19 protein-coding genes and 1 tRNA gene are annotated in these 22,104 nt (G+C 64.1%); 11 read left to right on the top strand and 9 right to left on the bottom strand.

The window, feature by feature from the left end; all coding sequences use genetic code 11:
- Positions 1-25 precede the first annotated feature (25 nt).
- Genes FG91_RS11965 through FG91_RS11955 form a run of 3 tightly spaced genes read left to right on the top strand, consistent with a single transcriptional unit; the run spans position 26 to position 3,252 of the window.
- The gene (locus FG91_RS11965) at positions 26-967 is read left to right on the top strand and encodes a DUF4349 domain-containing protein (protein WP_081940562.1); all 942 of its coding nucleotides are present in this window, start codon (positions 26-28) and stop codon (positions 965-967) included.
- A gap of 52 nt (positions 968-1,019) precedes the next feature.
- A complete protein-coding gene (locus FG91_RS11960) occupies positions 1,020-2,069 on the top strand; it encodes an aspartyl/asparaginyl beta-hydroxylase domain-containing protein (RefSeq protein ID WP_235212019.1) in 1,050 nt (349 codons plus the stop codon).
- A gap of 19 nt (positions 2,070-2,088) precedes the next feature.
- A complete protein-coding gene (locus tag FG91_RS11955) occupies positions 2,089-3,252 on the top strand; it encodes an acyl-CoA dehydrogenase family protein (protein ID WP_037515175.1) in 1,164 nt (387 codons plus the stop codon).
- 8 nt (positions 3,253-3,260) lie between these two features.
- Here the strand turns inward: FG91_RS11955 and FG91_RS11950 are convergent.
- Positions 3,261-3,336, bottom strand: a tRNA-Ala gene (locus FG91_RS11950).
- A 97-nt stretch (positions 3,337-3,433) separates the two neighbouring features.
- On the opposite strand from FG91_RS11950, the gene FG91_RS11945 reads away from it, so the two are divergent.
- The gene (locus tag FG91_RS11945; protein WP_081940560.1) at positions 3,434-4,450 is read left to right on the top strand and encodes an NADP-dependent oxidoreductase; all 1,017 of its coding nucleotides are present in this window, start codon (positions 3,434-3,436) and stop codon (positions 4,448-4,450) included.
- 48 nt (positions 4,451-4,498) lie between these two features.
- Here FG91_RS11945 and FG91_RS11940 read toward each other — a convergent pair whose 3' ends face one another.
- A complete protein-coding gene (locus FG91_RS11940; RefSeq protein WP_037515173.1) occupies positions 4,499-5,893 on the bottom strand; it encodes a DEAD/DEAH box helicase in 1,395 nt (464 codons plus the stop codon).
- Positions 5,894-6,020: 127 nt separating this feature from the next.
- Positions 6,021-6,545 carry a hypothetical protein gene (locus FG91_RS11935; protein ID WP_052187533.1) on the bottom strand — a complete coding sequence of 175 codons (525 nt, stop codon included), beginning with the start codon at positions 6,543-6,545 and terminating at the stop codon, positions 6,021-6,023.
- A 189-nt stretch (positions 6,546-6,734) separates the two neighbouring features.
- On the opposite strand from FG91_RS11935, the gene FG91_RS11930 reads away from it, so the two are divergent.
- Positions 6,735-8,159: an FAD-binding oxidoreductase gene (locus FG91_RS11930; RefSeq protein WP_037515170.1), complete on the top strand. Its 1,425-nt coding sequence runs from the start codon at positions 6,735-6,737 to the stop codon at positions 8,157-8,159.
- Between the two features lie 131 nt (positions 8,160-8,290).
- A complete protein-coding gene (locus FG91_RS11925; protein WP_037515169.1) occupies positions 8,291-9,070 on the top strand; it encodes a SapC family protein in 780 nt (259 codons plus the stop codon).
- Between the two features lie 97 nt (positions 9,071-9,167).
- Here the strand turns inward: FG91_RS11925 and FG91_RS11920 are convergent, their stop codons facing one another.
- The gene (locus FG91_RS11920; protein WP_052187555.1) at positions 9,168-9,377 is read right to left on the bottom strand and encodes a DUF1674 domain-containing protein; all 210 of its coding nucleotides are present in this window, start codon (positions 9,375-9,377) and stop codon (positions 9,168-9,170) included.
- 55 nt (positions 9,378-9,432) lie between these two features.
- Here FG91_RS11920 and FG91_RS11915 point away from each other — a divergent pair, with 55 nt between their 5' ends.
- A complete protein-coding gene (locus FG91_RS11915; RefSeq protein WP_037515167.1) occupies positions 9,433-10,734 on the top strand; it encodes an RsmB/NOP family class I SAM-dependent RNA methyltransferase in 1,302 nt (433 codons plus the stop codon).
- A gap of 59 nt (positions 10,735-10,793) precedes the next feature.
- Here the strand turns inward: FG91_RS11915 and FG91_RS11910 are convergent, their stop codons facing one another.
- Positions 10,794-12,515 carry a DUF885 domain-containing protein gene (locus tag FG91_RS11910; RefSeq protein WP_037515166.1) on the bottom strand — a complete coding sequence of 574 codons (1,722 nt, stop codon included), beginning with the start codon at positions 12,513-12,515 and terminating at the stop codon, positions 10,794-10,796.
- A 127-nt stretch (positions 12,516-12,642) separates the two neighbouring features.
- Here FG91_RS11910 and FG91_RS11905 point away from each other — a divergent pair, with 127 nt between their 5' ends.
- The 4 genes from FG91_RS11905 to FG91_RS11890 all read left to right on the top strand — a co-directional run bounded on the left by FG91_RS11905 (position 12,643) and on the right by FG91_RS11890 (position 16,829).
- Positions 12,643-13,956: an MFS transporter gene (locus FG91_RS11905; RefSeq protein WP_081940559.1), complete on the top strand. Its 1,314-nt coding sequence runs from the start codon at positions 12,643-12,645 to the stop codon at positions 13,954-13,956.
- Positions 13,957-14,082: 126 nt separating this feature from the next.
- A complete protein-coding gene (locus FG91_RS11900) occupies positions 14,083-14,751 on the top strand; it encodes an RBBP9/YdeN family alpha/beta hydrolase (RefSeq protein ID WP_052187532.1) in 669 nt (222 codons plus the stop codon).
- Positions 14,748-15,668: a cysteine synthase A gene (cysK, locus tag FG91_RS11895; protein WP_037515164.1), complete on the top strand. Its 921-nt coding sequence runs from the start codon at positions 14,748-14,750 to the stop codon at positions 15,666-15,668. Before FG91_RS11900 ends, cysK begins: the two co-directional genes overlap by 4 nt.
- 9 nt (positions 15,669-15,677) lie before the next feature.
- Entirely contained in the window at positions 15,678-16,829 is a 1,152-nt protein-coding gene (locus FG91_RS11890; RefSeq protein WP_052187531.1) for a cell wall hydrolase, read from the top strand.
- Between the two features lie 241 nt (positions 16,830-17,070).
- On the opposite strand, the gene FG91_RS11885 is transcribed toward FG91_RS11890, so the two are convergent.
- From FG91_RS11885 to cysD, 4 genes are all read right to left on the bottom strand, one after another.
- On the bottom strand, positions 17,071-18,210 hold the full coding sequence (locus FG91_RS11885; RefSeq protein ID WP_037515163.1) for a zinc-binding dehydrogenase: 1,140 nt from the start codon (positions 18,208-18,210) through the stop codon (positions 17,071-17,073).
- A gap of 253 nt (positions 18,211-18,463) precedes the next feature.
- A complete protein-coding gene (locus tag FG91_RS11880) occupies positions 18,464-19,213 on the bottom strand; it encodes a 3'(2'),5'-bisphosphate nucleotidase CysQ (RefSeq protein ID WP_443027742.1) in 750 nt (249 codons plus the stop codon).
- 5 nt (positions 19,214-19,218) lie between these two features.
- On the bottom strand, positions 19,219-21,120 hold the full coding sequence (gene cysN / locus FG91_RS11875) for a sulfate adenylyltransferase subunit CysN (protein WP_037515158.1): 1,902 nt from the start codon (positions 21,118-21,120) through the stop codon (positions 19,219-19,221).
- The gene (cysD, locus tag FG91_RS11870; protein ID WP_037515156.1) at positions 21,120-22,046 is read right to left on the bottom strand and encodes a sulfate adenylyltransferase subunit CysD; all 927 of its coding nucleotides are present in this window, start codon (positions 22,044-22,046) and stop codon (positions 21,120-21,122) included. The genes cysN and cysD overlap by 1 nt, the downstream gene beginning before the upstream one ends.
- Between the last annotated feature and the right edge of the window lie 58 nt (positions 22,047-22,104).

The raw sequence follows: 22,104 nt of genomic DNA, 5'->3' as shown, positions 1-22,104 counted from the left end.
CGAGTCGCATGTTGGGAGAGACTTCATGAAAACCAAGCTCTTAGCGGGCGCGATGGCGCTCGCCCTGGTCGGCTGTTCGGAAAAAAACTCAGAATCCCTGAGAGAAGCTCCTGCCTATGATATGGCCCCGATCGATGCCTCCGAAGCGGTGCCAACCCAGTCCATTCCCGCGCCCGTGGCCGCTCCCCCGGGCGCGATGCGCAGCCCCAATATCGGCGTCTCGTCGGCACCCGGCGTCGCGTTCAACTATTCCTATGCCTTCCGTCTCGACGACAATCGCATTGCAAAGGTCCAAGAGGAACATGCCGCCGCGTGCGAAGCACTGGGGATCAACCGCTGCCGCATCGCCGGGATGACGTATCGTCTGGTGCGCGAAAATGAGGTCGAAGCGCAGCTCCTCTTCAAACTCGATCCTGCAATAGCCCGCAAATTCGGCCGCGACGCCCTCGCGAGCGTCGAAAAGGCAGAAGGTGTACTCGCGGCGACGCGGATCAGCGGCGAGGACGTTGGGACCCAGATCAGCGACTCGCAGCGCCGCAGCGCCAACCTTAACGCCGAGATCGCGCGCCTCGAAAAGCGGCTCAAGCAGGGAGGTCTCGGCGATCGCGAGCGCGCCGAATTGCAGCAACAGATCGCAGGAATGCGCCGGCAACTGGACGGCGAAAGCGATACACGGCGGACCGGCGAGGCCATGCTCGCTACGACACCGATGCAATTCGATTACGTCGGCACCGGTGGGCTGCCCGGCATCGGCTATGGCAACCCGTTCAGCGACGCGTTGAACATGCTGGTTCACAGCGGCAGCGTGATGCTGTCCTTCCTCCTTGTCGTTGGCGCCGCCATCCTGCCATGGGCGGTGCTCTTCGCGCTGCTGCTGGCGATCTGGAGAACCCGACCGCTGCTCGGAGCGCGGAAATGGCTCCGCGGCGCGACCAGGCCGCCCGAAGCTTCCCTTACTGCAGCCTGATCATCGCGGGGCGTCGCTTGCAAAGGTCCGATGCTGCGTTATGGCAAGGGCCATGACGCAGCAGACGACATGGCTGGACCGGGCACGCGACGCCCATCGCCGCGGCGATATTGCGGCGGAAACCGCGGCGCTCGACGATGCGATCCGCGCCGACCGCGGCAATATCGCGGTGCTGCTTGCCATGGCGGAGCTCAAGCGCCGCCTCGCCGATGATCGCGCGGCGGGGAGCTTTTACCGGTTAGCGCTCGGAACCGCAGCCCAAGCCCGCAGTGTCCCCCCTGCCCTTCACCCCGGCCTCCAGCGCGCCGAGCAATTCCTCGCCGAAACCGATCGTGCCTTTGCCGACCATCTCCTCGGCCAATTGCGCGGCGCAGGGATCGACGCCGGCACCGCAACGCCGCGCGTCGCCGAGGCCCTTCGAATGCTTGCGGGCGAACAGCCGCTCTATCTGCAACAGCCCAGCATGTTCTACTTCCCCGGCCTCGCGCAGCGGCCCTTTTTCGACTGTGCCGGCTTCGATTGGGTTCCCGCAGTCGAAGCCGCAACGGATGCGATCCGCGCCGAACTGCTGGCCATGATCGACAATTCATCCGATCGCTTCGGTCCCTATGTAACCGCCAGCGCCGATCGCCCGCCGCCCAACAACCCCTTGCTCGACAAACCCGACTGGGGCGCCGCGTGGCTGTGGAAAGACGGGGTCGTCGCCGACGGCATGGACGAACTCTGCCCCGCCACCCTCGCCGCGCTCGAACAGGCGCCGCAGCCGGCGATCCCGGGAAGCGCACCGATCGCGCTCTTCTCGCGCCTCACGCCCGGCACGCATATCCAGCCGCATCACGGCCTGCTCAACACGCGCCTTATCTGCCATCTGCCACTGATCGTCCCAGATGGCTGCGGCCTGCGTGTCGGCGCCGAAACGCGTAGCTGGCGCGAAGGCGAGATGCTGATCTTCGACGACAGTTTCGAGCATGAAGCGTGGAACCGCGGCACCAGCGACCGCACGATCTTGCTGTTCGAAATCTGGCGCCCCGACATCGACGCGGACGAACGCGCGCAACTCACGCGTATTTTCTCGGCGATCGACACCTACGCAGAACAATAGACCAAGGGACAGGAAGATAATGAGCAATCCGGGAATGGACGCCGACATCTATGATGCCTTCATCGAACAGCTGCAGCGCTATGTCCGCGAACGGCTAATCCCGGCGGAAGACCAGCTCGAAGAGCTCGGCCGCGTTCCCGACGATATCCTCGCCGAAATGCGCGAGATGGGCCTGTTCGGCGTTACGATGCCCGAGGAATATGGCGGCGCGGGCATGAACGTCAGCCAATATGTCGGCTTTATCCGCGAGATCGCCTACGCCTCGCCCGCCTATCGTTCGATCGTCTCGATCAACATCGGCATGGTGTGCAAGTCGCTCGTCGGGTTCGGCACCGCGCAGCAAAAGGAGCATTGGCTGCCCAAGCTCGCCGCCGGAGAAATCGCCGCCTTCGGTCTTACCGAGCCCGACAGCGGATCGGACAGCGCCGCAATGAAAACGCGCGCGGTACGCGAAGGCAATGGTTATGTGCTGAACGGCACCAAGCGCTACATCACCAACGCCCCCTTTGCCGACGTCATCCTCGTCATGGCGCGCACCAATGCCGAGGCGCTCCCCAAGAACGCCCATGTCAGCGCCTTCATGGTCCCGCGCGACGCGCCGGGCGTGTCGATCGGCAAACCCGACGGCAAGATGGGCCAGGCCGGATCGCAGATCGCCGACGTGATCCTCGAGGATGTACACGTCGATGGCGACGCGCTGCTCGGCGGCGAGGAAGGCATCGGTTTCCGCGCCGCGATGCAGAGCCTCGACAACGGGCGATTGTCGGTCGCCGCCGCCAGCGTCGGCTATGCTAAGCGCATGCTCGACGCCGGCCTCAAATACGCAATGGAGCGCAAGGCGTTCGGTGAGCCGATCGCGAACTTCCAGCTGATCCAGGCGATGCTCGCCGACAGCAAGGCCGAAATCTATGCCGCCGAATGCATGCTCGCCGATGCCTGCGCGCGCGCCGACCGCGGCGAGAAAATCCTCGTCGAGGCCGCGGCGACCAAGATGTTCGCCAGCGAAATGTGCGGCCGCGTTGCCGACCGCGTCGTGCAGATCCACGGCGGCGCGGGTTATCTCAAGGAATATCTGGCCGAACGCTTCTATCGCGACTGCCGCATTTACCGGATTTATGAAGGAACGACGCAGATCCAGCAGCTAGTCATCGCGAAGAATATGATTCGCGATTTTGTCGGCTGATCGGTCGCTGGTGGAGCCGAGGGGAATCGAACCCCTGACCTCTGCAGTGCGATTGCAGCGCTCTCCCATCTGAGCTACGGCCCCGCGACTGGCAGGGTCTTAACGACGCTGATTGGCGGTGGCAACGGCTTTTCCGACGATTGCCACCGTCGCCGGTGAAATTAGGAATGGGGAGATTCCGATGGCCAAGGCATGGCATTTGACCAGTCGTCCGCAGGGGCTGCCGACGATCGACAATTTCGCGTTGCGCGAGGTGCCCGACGCGCCGCTCGAAAAGGACCAGCTTCGCATCCGCAATCTCTGGCTGTCGGTCGATCCGTACATGCGCGGGCGAATGAACGACGCCAAAAGCTATGCCGCCAGCTTCCAGATCAACCAGCCGATGACCGGCGGGGCGATCGGCGAAGTCGTCGAAAGCAGGATGGAGGGCTTTGCTCCCGGCGACCTGATCCTTCACATGGGCGGTTGGCGCGACGGCGGCGTCATCGGCCTCGACATGATGCCGAACAAGCTGCCCGGCGACATGCTGGCTGCGGGTCTGACCCCGCAAACCTTTCTGCACAATATGGGCCTGACCGGCGGAACCGCATGGATCGGCCTGCTCCGCATCGCGGCGGCCAAGCCCGGCGATACGATATTCGTCTCGGCCGCTGCAGGCGCGGTCGGTTCGGCGGTCGTGCAGATCGCCAAGGCGCGCGAAATGACGGTGATCGGCTCGGCCGGCGGCGCGGACAAATGCGCCTGGGCCCTCGATCTCGGGGCGGACGCAGCGATCGATTACAAGGCGGGGCCGGTGCTCCCCCAACTCGCCGCCACGCTCGAACGCCTCGGCAAGCCGGGCATCGACGTCTATTTCGACAATGTCGGCGGTGAACATCTCGACGCGGCCTTTGCGACGGCGAATGATTTTGCGCGCTTCGCGATCTGCGGCATGATCGACGTCTACAACGACGCGAAGCCGCAGGAGATGAAATATATCATCCGCGCGATCCCGGCGCGGATCCGCATGGAAGGCTTCATCTACACCGACCAGTTCATCGACTGCATGGAAGAATTCTATGCCGACATGGGCGGGTTGATCGCCAGCGGAGCGGTAACGATGCGCGAAACCGTGCATGACGGGTTGGCATCGGCGCCCGACGCCTTCCTCGGCCTGTTCTCCGGCAGCAATATGGGAAAAATGCTGGTCAGACTCTGACCGAAGCAATCCTCGTCGCTCCCGCGAAGGCGGGGCGACGTTGAATGATCAGTTGTCGAAACCGACCGACAGGAACCCCGGCATGGGGCCGTTCCAGCCATCGTCGGGGCCGTCCAGATCATCCTGCCGGGCGGGCGCCGGTTTGCGATCGCCGCGCGGTTTCCGGTCTTCGCGCGGCTTCGCAGGCTGCGCTTCGGCCGCCGGTGCCGGACGCGCCGGTGCCTTCTCGGGCTTCGCAGCAGCTTTGCCACGTCCACCGCGCGAACGTCCGCGTCGCGGTTCGCCTTCTTCCGCATCGCGGTCGGGCTTGGCGACATCGGCCGCCGGCGCACCGGTTCCGTGAATCGGAATCTTGTAGCCGGTCAGCTTCTGGATATTGTCGATCGCCTCGTCATCCGACGGGGTCATCAGCGTAAACGCGCGCCCCTTGGCGCCTGCACGGCCGGTGCGGCCGATGCGGTGGACATAATCGTCGGGGTGCCACGGAGCATCGAAATTGAAGACGTGGCTGACGCCCTTGACGTCGAGACCGCGCGCCGCGACGTCCGATGCGACCAGGATGTTGATCGTGCCCGCCTTGAACCGGTCGAGCTCGGCGATGCGGCTCGACTGATCCATGTCGCCGTGGATCTCGCCCGCCTTGTAGCGATAACGCTGGAGCGATTTCGCGAGTTCACGCACCGTCGTCTTGCGATTGCAGAAGATGATCGCGGTAGCGATGTCCTCGGCCTCGAGCAGATCGCGAAGCGTATCGCGCTTGTTGCGTTCTGATGTCTTGACCAGGAACTGCTCGATATTCTCGTTCCGGCTTGCCGGACGCGCGACCTCGATCGTCTTCGGGTTCGACAGGAACTTGTCGGCGAGTTTCTTGATCGGCGGCGGCATCGTTGCCGAGAACAACAGGGTCTGCCGAGTCGCCGGCAGCTTGGTGCAGATATTCTCGATGTCGGGGATGAAGCCCATGTCGAGCATCCGGTCGGCCTCGTCGATCACGAGCAGGTTGCAACCGGTCAGCAAGATCTTCCCGCGTTCGAACAGGTCCATCAGGCGGCCCGGCGTCGCGATCAACACGTCGACGCCCTTTTCGAGCGCCTTGACCTGATCGCCCATCTGCACGCCGCCGATCAGCAGCGCCATCGAAAGCTTGTGATACTTGCCGTATTTTTCAAAATTTTCAGCGACCTGCGCGGCAAGTTCGCGCGTCGGCGCGAGGATCAGCGAGCGCGGCATCAGCGCGCGGGCGCGGCCGTGGGCGAGGATATCGATCATCGGCAGCACGAACGACGCGGTCTTGCCCGTGCCCGTCTGGGCGATGCCGATGATGTCGCGCATCATCAAGACCGACGGAATGACGCCCGCCTGGATCGGGGTCGCTTCATTATAGCCCGACTCGTCGATCGCGCGCAAAAGTTCGTCGGAAAGGCCGATGTCGGCAAATTTCATAAGATCATCATGTCCGGAAAAGAGTTGGCGCCCAGCCTCCCACGCAGGCGGACGTTGCCGCGGCCATTGGGCAAATGGCAGGGAAAAGTCAAGGAAAGGCCGCGATAAACGCGACTATGGTCTGAACCTAGTCGTCTTCGCGGACCGGAACCATCAGCCGGAACTTGTCGATCTCGCATTTTGCGCCGGTCCGGGCGTGGATCTGATCGCGATCCTCGCACAGTTTTCCGTCCTTGCTGCCCTGCATGTAGAAACCGGCATAAAAATCGAGCGCGCGGCAACCGCGGTTAAGCTGTGCGCGCAGCCGCTGCTTCTGCCGCGTAATGATATCGATGCTGTCGCGCTGGACCGCCTGCATCCCCAAAATATTGCGCATAGCGACGCATTTTGGCGCCTTTTTCTCTTTCCAGACGACCGGCAGTTCAGTCGCGCGCCTGGACGCCGAAGGGCCTGCGGCGAAATTATTGATCTGCGAACGCTGGGCCGGGACACGGATGATTAACTGCTGCTCGATCACCACCTGCCAAAAGGACGAAGCCTGTTCGGGCGTCGGCGCCGAGATCGCCACCAACGGCTCCGGTGCCGCAACGGGCACCGCCGCGTCAGCCGCTGGCACCGCGGCCACGAACCACAGGAACGCCGCCGTCAGCACAGCCCCGCCGCCGCTCCTTTGGCGTCCTGACCGAAGATTTCGCTCACTTATGGCTCCCGCGTCCATGCCCGCTGGACGAAAAGATACTATTCGTCCATCGCCCTCTTTAACAAGGATGATTGAACATCAAATGAACTGCTGTCACCCTCTGCCCGCTTGTGAGGCAGGAAATTTCCGGAGTGGACCGGCATGACGCGCCCGCCATCTGAATCTTTGCTCGATAAATTCGCAAATTTGCTCGGCCCCAAAGGCTATAGCGCCGACCCGGATGCGATGGCGCCCTGGCTGACCGACTGGCGCGGCAAATATCACGGCCGCGCCCCCGCAATGCTGTCGCCCGCGACCACCGACGAAGTCGCCTCCATCGTGCGCCTCTGCGCCGAGGCCGAGGTCGCGCTGGTTCCCCAAGGCGGCAACAGCGGCATGGTCGGCGGCGCGACCCCCGATGCCAGCGGCGACCAGCTGTTGCTCAGCCTGCGGCGTATGAACCGGATACGCCATGTCGACAAGGCGGGGCAGCTCGCCGTTGCCGAGGCGGGCGTGATCCTGGAGAATTTCCACGGCGCCGTCCTCGCGCACGGGCTCCGCTTTCCGCTTACCCTTGGGGGCAAAGGCTCGGCGACGATCGGCGGGCTGGTATCGACCAACGCCGGCGGAACCCAGGTACTCCGCCACGGGTCGATGCGCGCGCTGGTAGCGGGTATCGAAGCCGTTCTGCCCGACGGCAGCATTTTCGACGGGCTGGCCCCGCTCAAGAAAGATAATCGCGGCTATGACCTGCGGCACCTGTTTTGCGGCGCCGAGGGAACGCTTGGGATCGTCACCGCCGCGTCGCTGCATCTGGTTCCCACCGCTGCCGCACGGCGAACGGCGTGGATCGGGATCGGTTCCCCCGAATGCGCGCTGCTGCTGCTGCGCCGTGTCGATGCCGCGATCGGGCGCGAGCTTGAGGGGTTCGAGCTGATCCCGCACGCCTGCCTCGACGCGGTGCTGCGCCATATTCCCCAGACGCGCGCGCCGCTGGTGACCGCACAGCCGTGGTATGTCCTGCTTGAGCTCGCCGGCGAAAACGATCGGGCCTTGGGCGAACCCCTGGAACAGCAGCTCGCGGCGGCGCTCGACGCCGGGCTGATCAGCGATGTCGTGATCGCCAAAAGCGACCGCGAAAGCGAGGATTTCTGGCGTCTGCGTGATTCCATTTCGGAAGCGGAACGGGCTGAAGGGCCGGCACTGCAGCATGACGTCAGCGTGCCCGTCGATTTGATGCCCGCCTTCATCGCCGACAATCCGGTGCGCTTGGCGCAGGCCTTTCCGGGGGCACGGGCCCTATCATTCGGGCACCTCGGCGACGGCAATGTCCACCATCATGTCCAGCCGCCAGCGGGAACCGACGGCGCGGCATGGCTGGCCGAGCATGGCGCATCCGTCAGCCGGCTGGTCTATTCGCACGTCCTTGAGCTGGGCGGATCGATTTCGGCCGAACATGGCATCGGTCAGATGAAGCGCGACATCCTCGCCGAGCTCGACAGCCCGGCACGTTTGTCCGCGCTGCGCCGGATCAAGGCCGGGTTCGATCCTGCCGGCCTCTTCAATCCCGGCAAGCTGGTCACCTGACCGTCATCTCGCTCCGCTGAACCGCATATCGCCGCCCCATATCATCGCCCTCTTGCGCCGCGCGGCGCGGGTCAATAAGGCGCTTTATCCTTTTTCGTCCCAAGCTGCGGGACCTTTACCGGAGTTCAAACATGGCCACCGCGCCCGCACCTGCCAATCTGCCCCTGTTCTATAAGGACCTTGCCCCGCTTTCGAGCGTCGAGCACGGCGATTTCCACGCACGTCCGCTCGACAGCGCCGAATTCCTCGTGGGCCAGCACGCCATCCCGCTGACCTCGGACGAGTTCGTGTCGGCTTGCCGCTTCTTCCCGATCGTCTTTTCGGCCGGGGACAATCCGGTTCCGCTCGCGCTGATGGGTCTGAACGAAGGCATCAACACGTTCGTCGACGACGAAGGCAAGCTGATCAATCCGGTCTATGTCCCGGCCTACATCCGCCGCTACCCCTTCCTGCTCGCGCGGCTCCAGCCCGATTCGGAAGATTTGTCGCTGTGCTTCGACCCGTCCTCGGGCGCGATCGGCAAGTTCGACGAGGGCGATGCGCTGTTCGTCGACGGCCAGCCGTCGGAACAGGTTCAGGCCGTGCTCGAATTCTGCAAGAATTTCGAAGAAGCCGGCCAGCGCACCGGCATGTTCATGGACGAACTGAAGAAAGCCGACCTCCTGATGGACGGCGAAGTCGCCATCCAACAGGAAGGCAATGACAAGCCTTACGTTTATCGCGGCTTCCAGATGGTCGACGAGAACAAGCTGCGCGAACTGCGCGGCGACGTGCTGCGCAAGCTGATGCAGAACGGCATCCTCGCCCTGATTTTCGCGCACCTCTTCTCGCTTCAACTGATGCGCGAAGTGTTCGCCGAACAGGTGAAGAGCGGCAAGATGCCCCTCAACACCGAACTTCCGGCCGTCTAATCACGAAAAACCGTGGCCGCCCCTGCACTGAGCAAGGGCGGCCATTTAAATTCCGGCCCATTTCCAGATTATCGGCCGAACCGCGGCGCCGCCCCGATCAGAAGTCGACCGCGACCCCCTTCAATTCCCAGTCGCCATAGCGCACAGGGTTGCGCCCGCCGGGTTGGTCCTCGGCCTTCTCCTCGCGGATGGGTTCGGGCGACGGCAACGCGCTGTTCGTCCAGCCCGCGGGAGCTTTCACATGCGCAGGGCGCTTTACAGCGCGCGGCGTTCCGCCGATGGTTCCATTTTGGCTGCTGTCGGTCATGATACCCGCCTTATAGGATTTTTCATGCGTCACGCCAACCACGCCGTTACCCGTCATGGCTGATCGCCGCCCGCCCCGGCGCCCGCGACCGTCCGGCGGAGCCGACCCCGCGGGCACGGCAACGCGCCGCGCCGCGCTGCGCTTGATCGACGCGATCCTGCGACGCGGCGATCCATTGGATATCGCGATGCATGCCGCCACCCAAGGCCTGAGCGCCACCGACCGCGCCTTCGCGGTGGCAATCGTGTCCGAAACGCTGCGCTGGATGGTCGACCTCGACGCGCTGATCGACGGTGCGACGGCGCAAATCCTCCCCGACGACGTCAAATCGCGCGCTGTGCTGCGGATCGCGCTGGCGCAGCTGCTGGTGCTCAAAAGCCCCGGCCATGCAGTCGTATCGACCGCCTTGCCGCTCGTCGATGGCGGGCCGCGACGGCTAGTCCACGCCATCCTGTCGCGCGCGCAGCAGGAAGAATGGCAGCTGCCCGGCCGCGCGACGCTTCCCCTGCCCACCGCCGAACGCTGGGCCGAGCAATGGAGCCTGCCCATGGTCGAAGCCGCCGAAGCGGCGTGGAGCGCACCGCCGCCCATCGACCTCAGCTTCGCCGCCGAGCCGGGCGCGGACGAATGGCCCGGCGCCATTTCACTCGCCCCGCGCCACCGCCGCCTGCCGCGCGGTCAGGCGGTCGAGTCGATGACCGGCTATGCCGAAGGTGGCTGGTGGGTGCAGGATCTGGCCGCCAGCCTGCCCGCGCGCCTGCTCGGCGCCGGCGAGGGCCGGACCGTGCTCGACCTCTGCGCCGCGCCGGGCGGCAAGACGATGCAGCTCGCGGCGGCGGGATGGAATGTCGTTGCCGTTGATTCCAGCGCCAAACGCCTCGAACGGCTACGCGCCAACATGGAGCGTACCGGCCTGTCCGCCGACATCGTCCAAGGCGATATCCGGTCGTGGGCGCCCGAAGATCAGGCCGACGCAGTGCTGCTCGATGCGCCCTGCTCGGCCACCGGCATCTTCCGCCGCCATCCCGACGTGCTCCACCGGATCGAGCCCCGGCAGATCGAGGAAATGGCGGCGCTGCAAGCCGAACTGCTGGCGCGCGCGGCGCGCTGGGTCAAACCGGGCGGAACGCTGGTCTATGCGACCTGTTCGCTCGAGCAGGCCGAGGGCGAGGATCAGGTGTCGACCTTCCTCGATCATCACGCCGGATGGACCATCGAGCCTGCACGTGCGGATGAATTGCCCGAAGCGATTACACCCGACAGCAAAGGCTTCATCCGCACCCTTCCCGACATGCTCGCCGGCGCGGGCGGGCTCGACGGCTTCTTCGTCGCGCGGCTGCACGCGCCGTCCAGCTAGAAGACACGCGGAAGGGCGGCTCACTATAGGCCTTGGCGAGCCGCCCTTTGCGGACCTTTTTAGAAGACCGCTTTCGGCGCCTCTTCCTTCATCATCGCCGCACGCACCATCGGGATCGGCGGGCCGCCGTACGACAGGAACTCGTCGTGGAAGGCCTTCCACTTCGTCTTGTCGCCCTTGATCCAATCCTCGCGCAGCTTGCGGATCATCAACTTGCCCATCGTATAGTTGAGATAGGCGGGATCGTAGGTGCCGCGCGCCGCCTGCTGCCGCGCGTTGCCTTCATCCTGATAGCATTGTTCCTTGAACAGCTTTTCCGAGTCGGCGACGGTCATGCCCTTGGTGTGCAGCCCGATCGCAGAGAGATAGCGGCAATCGCGCAGCAATGCGTTCGACAGCTGGCCGATATGCGTTTCGGGGTCGCCCTCGCCGAGCCCGGCATCCCACATCATTTCCTCGGTATAATGTGCCCAGCCCTCAGCGAACGCGTAGCCGACGAACAGCTTGCCAAAGATGCTTTCGGCGCGGTTCGAATGAAGGAAGTTGAGGAAGTGGCCCGGCCACACCTCGTGGACCGAGGTGAACATCAGATCTTTGCGGCCTGGCACGAAATCGGCCTGCGTCTGCTTGTCCCACGCCGGATCGGGCGGCGAGATATAATAGACCGACGGCAAGCCTTTCTCATATGGCCCCGGGATGTCGATATAGGCGCTGTTCTGCCGGTTGTATGGAGGCGATTCCTCGACCTGCGCCTGTTCGGTGCCGGGGATCGTGACGATGTCCTTTTCGATCAGGAAGGCGCGCAGCGTCGGGAGCTGGCGGCGCGCTTCGGCGACCGGGCCGTCGGCGGGCTTGTCGGCGTTCATCTTCTTCATGCAGTCGGCGATCGTCATGCCGGCGGCGTAAGTCGCACAGGCGGCCTTCAGCGCATCCTGATTGCGCTTGAGGTCGGCCTGTCCGATGCGTTCCAACTCGTCGAGCGGCGTGTCGACGCCTTCGTTGGTCAGGATCATCTTCGCGAATTTGTCGGCGCCGAGCGCGTAGCCATCGGTCGTGCCCGGCTGCGAACCGACATATTTGGCAAGGTCGGTCATCGCGGCGCCCGCCTTCGCGGCGGCCTCGTCGAACTGCTTCTGCAGCGCCTCGTCCTTGACCGAGGCAAAGGCGGCTTTAGCGTCGCCCTTATAATAGTCGGCGAAGCCGCCAAAACCCGCAGTGCCATATTTGACGAAGGTCGCGGGCAGCGGCAGCTTCAAATTCGCCTTGATCTGCGCGGCGGCGGCAGGGACCTTTTCGGCATAGGCGATGAACGCCTTCATCCGCGTCGTCGCGTCGGCATAAGGCCGCGCGATATAAACATTGGGGTCGAGCGCGCCGGTATAGAAGGACGGGTTCTTCTGCGCGAAATCGGTATCGCGAAGAAAGAAGAGCTGGCCCTGCGCAACGTGAACCAGATAGTCGCGCTCGAACTTCTCGGCGTCGGTCATTTTACCGTCGAACGCCTTGGCATCAGCAATGGCCTTTTCGAGATAGGCGGCCTGCTTTTCGAGTCCCTCGGGCGACCAGTCGGGCAGTTGGCCGTCGAATTCATGCTTGCCCTGATAGACTGCGAAATTCGGATTGAGCGGGAAATAGCCCTTCAGGAAATTATCGCGGAATTCGGTCCAGTTCTTCGCGCTCGGCGCGGTCGCCGACTTGTTGTCGGATGCGTTGCATGCGGTGAGAACCAGCAGTGTCGCGGCCATTGCCGCGCCGCTGAAGCGGGCAAGTTTGTTTTTCATTCGAGTATCTCCCTGACTCCTGTGGGGCGCTTCTGCCAGCGGCCCCGATCAATGGCATCCGATAATCGACGAACGGCAAAGCTATGCCATCTGGACAGTCCCGAAAAGCGGGCTACGGCGGTCTTCAATGGCGACGATCCCTCCCCCCGAAGGCGAAGAGCCGGTCATGCCGGAAGCAACGCCCAAAGCCCCCTCCCCACTCAGCTTTCCCGATTTTCGCTATTTCTGGCTCGCGCGCTTCACAGCGGTGATGGCGACAATCGCGATGGTCGTCGTGATTGGCTACCAGCTCTACGATACCGCCCGCACCGACTATGGCATGTCGATCAAGGAAGCGTCGTTCCAGCTCGGGCTGCTTGGCCTCTTCCAGTTCGTTCCGCTCGCCATCCTGACGCCTGTCGCCGGCTGGGCGGCCGACCGGTTCGAACGGCGCAGCGTCGCGATCTTTTCGAACCTCATCGATCTTCTCATTGCCGCCACGCTCGGCTGGTTCACCTGGCACGACCAGTTGACGCTGCCGTTGCTCTTCACCCTCGCCGCGCTCCACGGCGTCGCGCGCGTCTTTTCGGGGCCGGCGATGAGCGCGATCGCGCCCAATATCGTCCCGCCCGCGGTGCTCCCGCGTGCGATCGCGATGAGCAGCATCGCCTGGCAGTCGGCGTCGGTGATCGGCCCGGCGGCAGGCGGCCTCATCTATGCCGCGCATCCGGGCGCGGTGTACGTCTTCTCGGCCATCCTCCTTGCCATATCAGCCTTCACCCTCAGCCGCGTGCGGCGGGTCCAGCCTCCGCCCGCCGAAGTCCGCCGCCATCCGCTACGCGAGATGGTCGACGGGCTGCGCTTCGTGTGGGTCGAACGCTTCCTGCTCGGGACGATCACGCTCGACCTGTTCGCCGTCCTGCTGGCGGGCGCGACCGCGATGTTCCCGGTGTTCGCTCGCGATATCTTGCACGCCGGACCCGAAGGTGCCGGATTGATGCGCGCCGCCGTCGCCTTTGGATCGGTTGGCGTTGCGGTGGGCCTCGCTATCCGTCCGATCGAGCGTAACGTCGGGGTGAAGATGCTGTGGGCGGTCGCGGTGTTCGGCGCCGGGACCGTCGCCTTCGGCCTCTCGACCAACCTCATCCTGTCGCTCGGCGTGCTCGTGCTCATGGGCGCCGCCGACATGTTCTCGGTCTTTGTGCGCGGCACGCTGATCCAGCTCAACACCCCCGACCATATGCGCGGCCGGGTCAGCGCCGCGTCGGGGCTTGCGATTTCCGCCTCGAACGAGCTCGGCGAGATGCGCGCCGGGGCTATGGCGGCCGCGCTTGGTCCCGTCAGCGCGGTTGTCATAGGCGGCGCCGCGGCGGTCGGTGTGACCGCGCTCTGGGCCTGGATATTTCCCGAACTGCGACGTGCGCGGACGTTCGAGCCGCAATTCAGGCAGACCAACGGATAAGATGGAACCGTTCGCCGCTCCTCGCGCTCATTTCGTCAAAAGCATATTGTCAATTTAATCAGTTGAGTTAAATAGAGTTCACCCGTCACCGCGGTTTCCCCTCTCTCCCCCGATGGAGTGACCGCCATGCACAATTCGAATATCCGCCACAAAATCCTAACCATTCCGGGACTCTACAATAGCGGCCCGACCCATTGGCAAAGCCTGTGGGAACGAAGCTTCGCCCGCTGCGAGCGAATCGAACTCGGCGGCTGGGACGCGCCGGTAAAGGACGAATGGGTCGAGAAGATTGCCGCCGCAATCGATGCCGAACATGAACCCGTCCTCGTTGCGGCACACAGCCTTGGCTGCCATGCCTTTGCCCATTGGTTCGCCGCCGCCAGCAGCGTCGCGCGCGACCGCATTGCTGGCGCGCTGCTCGTCGCGCCGCCCGACCTGACGCAGCTCAGGCGCGACAAGCGGGTCGAAAGCTTTACCGACTCGCCTCCGCTTTCGTCACAGACGCCGATGATCGTCGTGGCCAGCGATGATGATCCTTATGCTAAAACCTCCTATGTCTGGAGGCTGTCGCGGCACTGGGATGCGCGCTTCGTCAACGCCGGACCATTCGGCCATATCAACGCGGACTCGGGCATCGCGGACTGGCCTTATGGACAGTATCTGCTCGCGTCGTTACAACCCGCGACCACGCCGGCGCTGGCGGACGAGGCACTCTGGCTGCGTGCCGGAGACTGGCCAAATCGTGTCCGCCGCGACCCGCGATTCGAATTCAAGGAAAGAGCGCACCGACCATGAAAGCCAATTCGATCCTCGAAACCATCGGCAACACGCCGCACATCCGTGTCGCCAAGCTGTTCCCCGACGCCGAAGTCTGGGTAAAGTCGGAACGCAGCAATCCCGGTGGATCGATCAAGGATCGAATCGGCCTGGCCATGATCGAAGCCGCCGAAAGGGACGGCAGCCTGAAAGCCGGCGGCACCATCGTCGAGCCGACGTCGGGTAACACCGGCATCGGCCTCGCGATGGCCGCCGCGGTCAAGGGCTACAAGCTCGTGCTCGTCATGCCCGAAAGCATGTCGGTCGAACGCCGCCGCCTGATGCTCGCCTATGGCGCGACCTTTGACCTGACACCGCGCGAAAAGGGCATGAAGGGCGCGATCGAGCGCGCGATCGAACTGGTCGAAACGACCCCCGGCGCGTGGATGCCGCAGCAGTTCGAAAATGAAGCCAATATCGACGTCCATGTCCGCACCACGGGCCCCGAAATCCTCGCCGATTTCAAGGATAGCCCGATCGATGTGCTGATCACCGGCGTCGGCACCGGCGGCCATATCACCGGCGTTGCGCAGTTCCTGAAAGGGCATTGGCCGAATCTGAAGGTCTATGCGGTCGAGCCCGAAGCCTCGCCGGTCATTTCGGGCGGCCAGCCCGCGCCGCACCCGATCCAGGGCATCGGCGCCGGCTTCATCCCGCGCAACCTGCACACCGACCTGCTCGACGGCGTGATCAAGGTCGATGCCGCCGCCGCGAAGGATTTCGCGCGCCGCGCCGCGACCGAGGAAGGCATGCTCGTCGGCATCTCGTCGGGCGCCACCCTTGCAGCAATCGCGCAGAAGCTTGCCGAGCTTCCCGCGGGCAGCCGCGTGCTCGGCTTCAACTACGACACCGGCGAGCGTTATCTGTCGGTTCCCGATTTCCTCCCGGAGATCTGAGGACCGCTCGTGCAGCCCCAAGACGACCAAACGGCGTTGCCTTCGCGGCGCGACTGGACGGGCTGGCTGTTCGTCCTGATCGCGGTCGCGGCGGTGGTGGCGGTGCTCTATGCAAGCCATTCGACCGACACTGAAAAGCGTGCGGTGCATCGGCAACCGGTCGCACCGCCCGCCGACATCGTCCCCGAAGTCCAGCCGATGGTACTTGCACCGGTCACCGAGGACGATGCGCGGACGCAGAACGCCGAGGTCGCGCTGGTCACCAAGGGCTTCGTCGCGGCGCGACCCTTCGTTTATGCCGGCGGCGGCGACGCGAAAGCGCGCGCCCGCGACTGCCTTGCCGCCGCGATGATCTATGAGGCGGGCGACGATGCCAAGGGACAGCAGGCGGTCGGCCAGGTCGTGATCAATCGCGCGCGCCATCCGGCCTTCCCCAAGTCGGTCTGCGGCGTCGTATTCCAGGGCTCTGAACGCACAACCGGATGCCAGTTCACCTTTACCTGCGACGGGGCATTGAGCCGCCGCTATTCGGACGCGGCGTGGCAGCGCGCGCGTAATAATGCCGACATGATGCTGGCGGGTGGAACCTATCCGCCCGTCGGCCTTGCCACCCATTATCACACCGACTGGGTCCGCCCCTATTGGAGCGACAGCCTCGAGAAGATCGCGATCGTCGACACGCACCTGTTTTTTCGCTGGCCGGGCTATTGGGGCACCCCGGGCGCGTTCCGCGGAGCCGTGTCGGGAAGCGACGGTCCGGTGGCGAAGCTCGCGGCGATATCGCCGCTGCACGCGATCGCGCTGGGGTTGCCGGTCGAACTCGCCGGGGTCGATGCCAATGCCGCGGTCGGCGAAGCGCGCGTCGTCGCCGGCGCGGGCGAGAGCGCGGGCCGCGATACCATCTATACCCAGCTCGACCGCAAGGCCGCGCCCGAGAGCTTCGTCACCACGGCGCTGCGGCTGTGCGGCGACAAGCCCTATTGCAAGTTCATGGGCTGGACCAACCCGGTATTGAAACCCGACAGCGATGCGATGAGCGACACGCAGCGCGCCGCGATGACCTTCTCCTACCTCCGCGACGACAAGGCCGGGTTCGAAAAGGCGCTGTGGAATTGCAGCGAGTATAAGCGCGACGACGTGCGCCAGTGCATGAAACGCTGATTCGGGAAATGGCGGAATTCCGCCGAACTTCACTCTGAAATCGCACTTCGTTCGGCGATAAAGCCACAAAAGCCCCGCTTGCACGCATGCGAATTGTGACTTTTGTGGCTTTAAGCCCGCGCTCCGTTGCGGGCCCCGGCTTTCGTCGGGGGACCAGGTTGAAGAGCAATGATATGATCCGCTGGGCTCCATCCATCAGGATGGAACATAACCCGACATTGTAGGACAGGCTTTTTCTCGATCAGCCGTGCGGCTTGATCAGATATTTCTCGCCCGTGCGCTTCGCATTATACGCCTGCGCCGTATCGACATTCAGCGCCTCGGTCAGCGAGATTTCGTGACTGTAGTGGCTCTTGAAGGTCGTTGTGAGTTCATCGACGACGCGTTTCCGCATCCGGCCGACGGTTTCCATGCCCGCCTTCGCCATGAACGGCGTCAGCAGAAAGCCGCCGAGCGCCCAGGTCAGGCCGAAGCTGCGCGCCGAGAAGGTCGTCGGCGAAAGGTCGAGCGCGCCGTAGATATAGACCTGCTTGAACGTGTCCGAGCCGTAGCGGCTGTAGGTGGTCATGCGCTTGACCGCCGCGGCTTCCATCGCGGTCAGGATCTGGCCGGCGAGCTTGCCGCCGCCGGTCGCGTCGAAGCCGATCGTCGCGCCGGTCTCGACGATCGCGTCGACCAGTCGCTCCATGAAATCGTCGGCGCTGCTGTTGACGATATATTTCGCGCCGATGCCCTTCAGGATTTCGACCTGCGCGTCGCTGCGCACGATGTTGACGAGCGGGATGCCGTCCTTGGCGCAAATCTTGACGAGCATCTGGCCGAGGTTCGATGCAGCCGCGGTGTGGACGATCGCGCTGTGGTTCTCCATCCGCATCGTTTCGGTGAACGCGAGCGAGGTCAGCGGATTGACGAAGCAGGAGGCGCCATCGGCGGGATCGGTGCCGTCGGGCAGCGGCATCACCATCTGCACCGGCAGGCAGCGATATTCGGCGTACATCTCGCCGCCGAGCAGCGCGACGGTCTTGCCGAGCAGCGCCTGCGCCTCGGGCGTGTCTCCTGCCGCGACGACGGTACCGCAGCCTTCGTTGCCGATCGCCAGCGCATCGCCGATGCGCCCGCCCATCGCGCGCATGCCCGCGGGCGGAACGTCGGCGGTGATCAGCGGCTGGCCGTCCCTGGTCGATGCACGCGCGGTCGACATGTCGGCGCCGCCGAACAGCAGGCCGAGGTCCGACGGGTTGATCGGCGCAGCGAGCACCTTCACCAGCACCTCGTGTGGCTTCGGCGTCGGCATCGGGCGGCGCTCAAGCGACACTTCGAGCTGCCCTTCGGGCTTCACGAGCGTCAGCATGGTAAGGTTGGTTTCAGGCAGGTCGGTCATCGCGCATCTCCCGTCGCTTTTCGGTTTCTTGATGCAACGGATTAGGATGTTGAGCCGAAGCTGGCAATCACGAACCTTCCCCCTCGATGGGGGAAGGATACGAAGCCTTGCCGCGAAGCGGTTAGGCGAAGTTGGATGGGGGTGACGGCGCGTCCTTAAACGGTCGCCTCAGGCCGAGACCACACCCCTACCGCTGCGACTAACCAGCAAGCTGGCAAGTCTCGCTGCCTCCCCCATCAAGGGGGAGGAAATTTCAGGCCGGGCTATATTCCGCGGCAAGGCGCAGCACATCCGCGGCAAGCTCCTTCCGACAGATCAGCAGGTCGGGCAGATAAGTGTCCGCATTGTTATAACGGATTGGCGAGCCATCGACCCGGCTGACGTGCAGGCCTGCCGCCTGCGCCACCGCAACGGGGGCGCAATTGTCCCATTCATATTGGCCGCCCGTGTGGAGATAGATGTCGGCCTCGCCGCGCACGACCGCCATCGCCTTCGCGCCTGCCGAACCCATCGCGAGCAGGTCCGCCCCGAGACGTTCTGCGACGAACACCGCTTCGGCGGCAGGGCGCGTGCGGCTGACGAGCATTTTGAGTGGCTGGTTCGCAGGCCGGAGCGACGTGGGCGCACCCGAGGTCAGCGTAAGATCGAGTCCCGGCAACGCAACCGCGCCGACCGCCGCGACACCGTCGACGGCGAGCGCAACATGCACCGCCCAATCGTCGCGGCCCTCGCCATATTCGCGCGTGCCGTCGAGCGGGTCGACGATCCAGACGCGCGATTGGCCGCAGCGCGCAACATTGTCCTTTTCCTCTTCGGAGAGGAGCGCATCGGCGGGGCGTGCGGTGCGGATTTCGCGGCAGAGCATGGCGTTGGCCTGCTCGTCACCGGCCTTCCCCAGCGCCTTGCCTTCGAGACCGCCCTGCTCGCGCAGGTCGAGCAGGATCGCGCCCGCGGCGGTTGCGAGCCGTTCGGCCAGTTGTTCGTCCGTTTCCCCCACGCCCAATGCCCTCATCCCAACAAGCGATCGATGATCAGGTCCGCCGCCTCTTCGGGCGTCATCGCCGTCGTGTCGATGCGAATTTCGGGACTCTCTGGTGCCTCATAGGGGCTGTCGATGCCGGTGAAATTCTTGAGCTGTCCGGTGCGCGCCTTTTTGTAGAGGCCCTTGACGTCGCGGCGCTCCGCATCCGCCAGCGGTGTGTCGATGAAGACTTCGATGAACTCGCCCTCGGGCAACATGCTGCGCACCATTTCACGCTCGGCGCGGAAGGGCGAGATGAAGGCGGTGATGACGATGAGGCCGGCGTCGCTCATCAGCTTCGCGACTTCGCCGACGCGGCGGATATTCTCGATCCGGTCGGCCTCAGTAAAGCCGAGATCGCGGTTGAGCCCGTGGCGGACATTGTCGCCGTCGAGCAGGAAGCTGTGCCGGTTCATCCGGTGCAGCTTCTTTTCGACGAGGTTCGCGATCGTCGATTTGCCCGACCCCGACAGGCCGGTGAACCAGAGCAGCGCGGGGCGCTGGTTCTTGAGGTTCGCACGCATGTCGCGGCTGATGTCGGTCGCCTGCCAATGGACATTCTGCGCGCGGCGGAGGCTGAAGTGCAGCATGCCCGCCGCGACGGTCGCGTTGGTCAATTTGTCGATCAGGATGAAGCCGCCCAGCGTGCGGTTATCACCATAGGCCTCGAAGGTGATCGGCTTGTCGGTCGACAGTTCGACGACGCCGATGCCATTGAGTTCGAGCGTCTTCGCGGCGAGATGGTCGAGCGTGTTGACGTTGATCTCGTATTTCGGTTGCTGGATCGTCGCCGAAACGCTCTGCGTCGCGAGCTTGAGCCAATAGGCGCGGCCCGCGATCATCGCCTCGTCGGCCATCCACACCAAAGTCGCCTCGAACTGGTCGGCCGCCTCGGGCGGGTTGTCCGCTGCCGCGATGACATCGCCGCGCGAGCAGTCGACCTCGTCGGCAAGCGTCAGCGTGACCGACTGGCCTGCGACGGCTTCGTCGAGATCGCCGTCAAGGGTGACGATTCGGTCGACCGTCGTGGTCTTGCCGCTGGGCAGGATGCGCACGGCATCGCCGGGCCTGACCTTGCCGCTCGCAAGCTGGCCCGAGAAGCCGCGAAAATCGAGGTTCGGGCGGTTGACCCATTGCACCGGCAAGCGAAACGGCTTCGCCTCGTCCGCGGCGGCGCCGATCTCGACATTTTCGAGATGCTCGATCAGCGCGGGTCCCTTGAACCATGGGGTGTTGTCCGAGAGCGCGGTGATATTGTCGCCCTTGAAGCCCGAGATCGGGATCGCGGTGAAATTGGTGATGCCGATCTCGCTCGCAAACGCCCGGTACGCCAGCGTGATGCGGTCGAAAACGGTCTTGTCGTAGCCGACGAGGTCCATCTTGTTCACCGCGAGCACGATATGCTTGATGCCGATCAGGTGCGCGAGGAAGCTGTGGCGGCGCGTTTGCGTCAGCACGCCCTTGCGCGCGTCGATCAGGATCACCGCGAGGTCGGCGGTCGAGGCGCCGGTGACCATGTTGCGCGTGTACTGCTCGTGGCCGGGGGTGTCGGCGACGATGAACTTGCGCTTTTCGGTGGTGAAAAAGCGGTAGGCGACGTCGATCGTGATCCCCTGCTCGCGTTCGGCGGCGAGGCCGTCGACGAGCAAGGCAAAGTCGATCTCCTGCCCCTGCGTGCCGACGCGTTTGCTGTCGGCTTCGAGCGCGGCGAGCTGATCCTCGAAGATCATCTTCGAGTCATAGAGCAGGCGGCCGATCAGCGTCGATTTGCCGTCGTCGACCGATCCGCAGGTGATGAAGCGAAGCAGCGATTTCTGCTGATGCTGTTCGAGATAGGCGTCGATATCCTCCGCGATGAGGGCGTCGGTGACGTAAACAGGATCGGTCATCAGAAATACCCCTCCTGCTTCTTCTTCTCCATCGACGCGTCACCACCATCCTTGTCGATGATGCGCCCCTGCCGTTCGCTGGTGGTGGTGAGCAGCATTTCCTGGATCACCTCGGACAGCGTGCTCGCCTCGCTCTCGACCGCGCCGGTGAGCGGGTAGCAGCCTAGGGTGCGGAAGCGGACCGAGCGTTCGACGGGCGTCTCGCCCGGCAGCAAGGGAAAGCGGTCGTCGTCGACCATTAGCAACAGCCCGTCGCGCTCGACGGTCGGGCGCGGCGCCGCGAAATAGAGTGGGACGATCGGGATATTTTCGCGCGCAATATACTGCCAGATGTCGAGCTCGGTCCAGTTCGAGATCGGGAAGACGCGGATGCTTTCGCCCTTCGCCTTGCGCGCATTGTAGAGGTTCCAGAGCTCGGGCCGCTGCTTCTTCGGGTCCCAGCCGTGGGTCGCGGTGCGGAAGGAGAAGATGCGCTCCTTGGCGCGGCTCTTTTCCTCGTCGCGCCGCGCGCCGCCGAAGGCGACGTCGAAGCCGTGGAGATCGAGCGCCTGCTTCAGCCCCTCGGTCTTCCACATGTCGGTATGGAGCGGACCATGATCGAACGGGTTGATCCCGCGCTCCTTGGCCTCGGGGTTCTGATAGACGAGCAGTTCCATCCCGCTCTCGCGTGCCATGCGGTCACGCAGTTCGTACATCGCCTGAAACTTCCATGTCGTGTCGACATGAAGCAGCGGGAACGGCGGCGGCGAGGGGTAGAAAGCCTTGCGCGCGAGATGCAGCATGACGGCGCTGTCCTTGCCCACACTGTACAGCATCACGGGCTTTACCGCGTCGGCCATCACTTCGCGCATGATGTGGATGCTCTCGGCCTCGAGCCGGTCGAGATGGGTCAGCTCCAGTGATCTTGTCTGTAATTCAGACGACAACAAACTCGCCTCCTCGCGCTTCCGCCGTGGAGAGCGGAATAGGATATTTTTCATCTAG

The sequence above is a fragment of the Sphingopyxis sp. LC81 genome (genome assembly GCF_000756375.1).
GTDB lineage: Bacteria > Pseudomonadota > Alphaproteobacteria > Sphingomonadales > Sphingomonadaceae > Sphingopyxis.
This window is presented reverse-complemented; position numbering and strand designations above follow the sequence as displayed.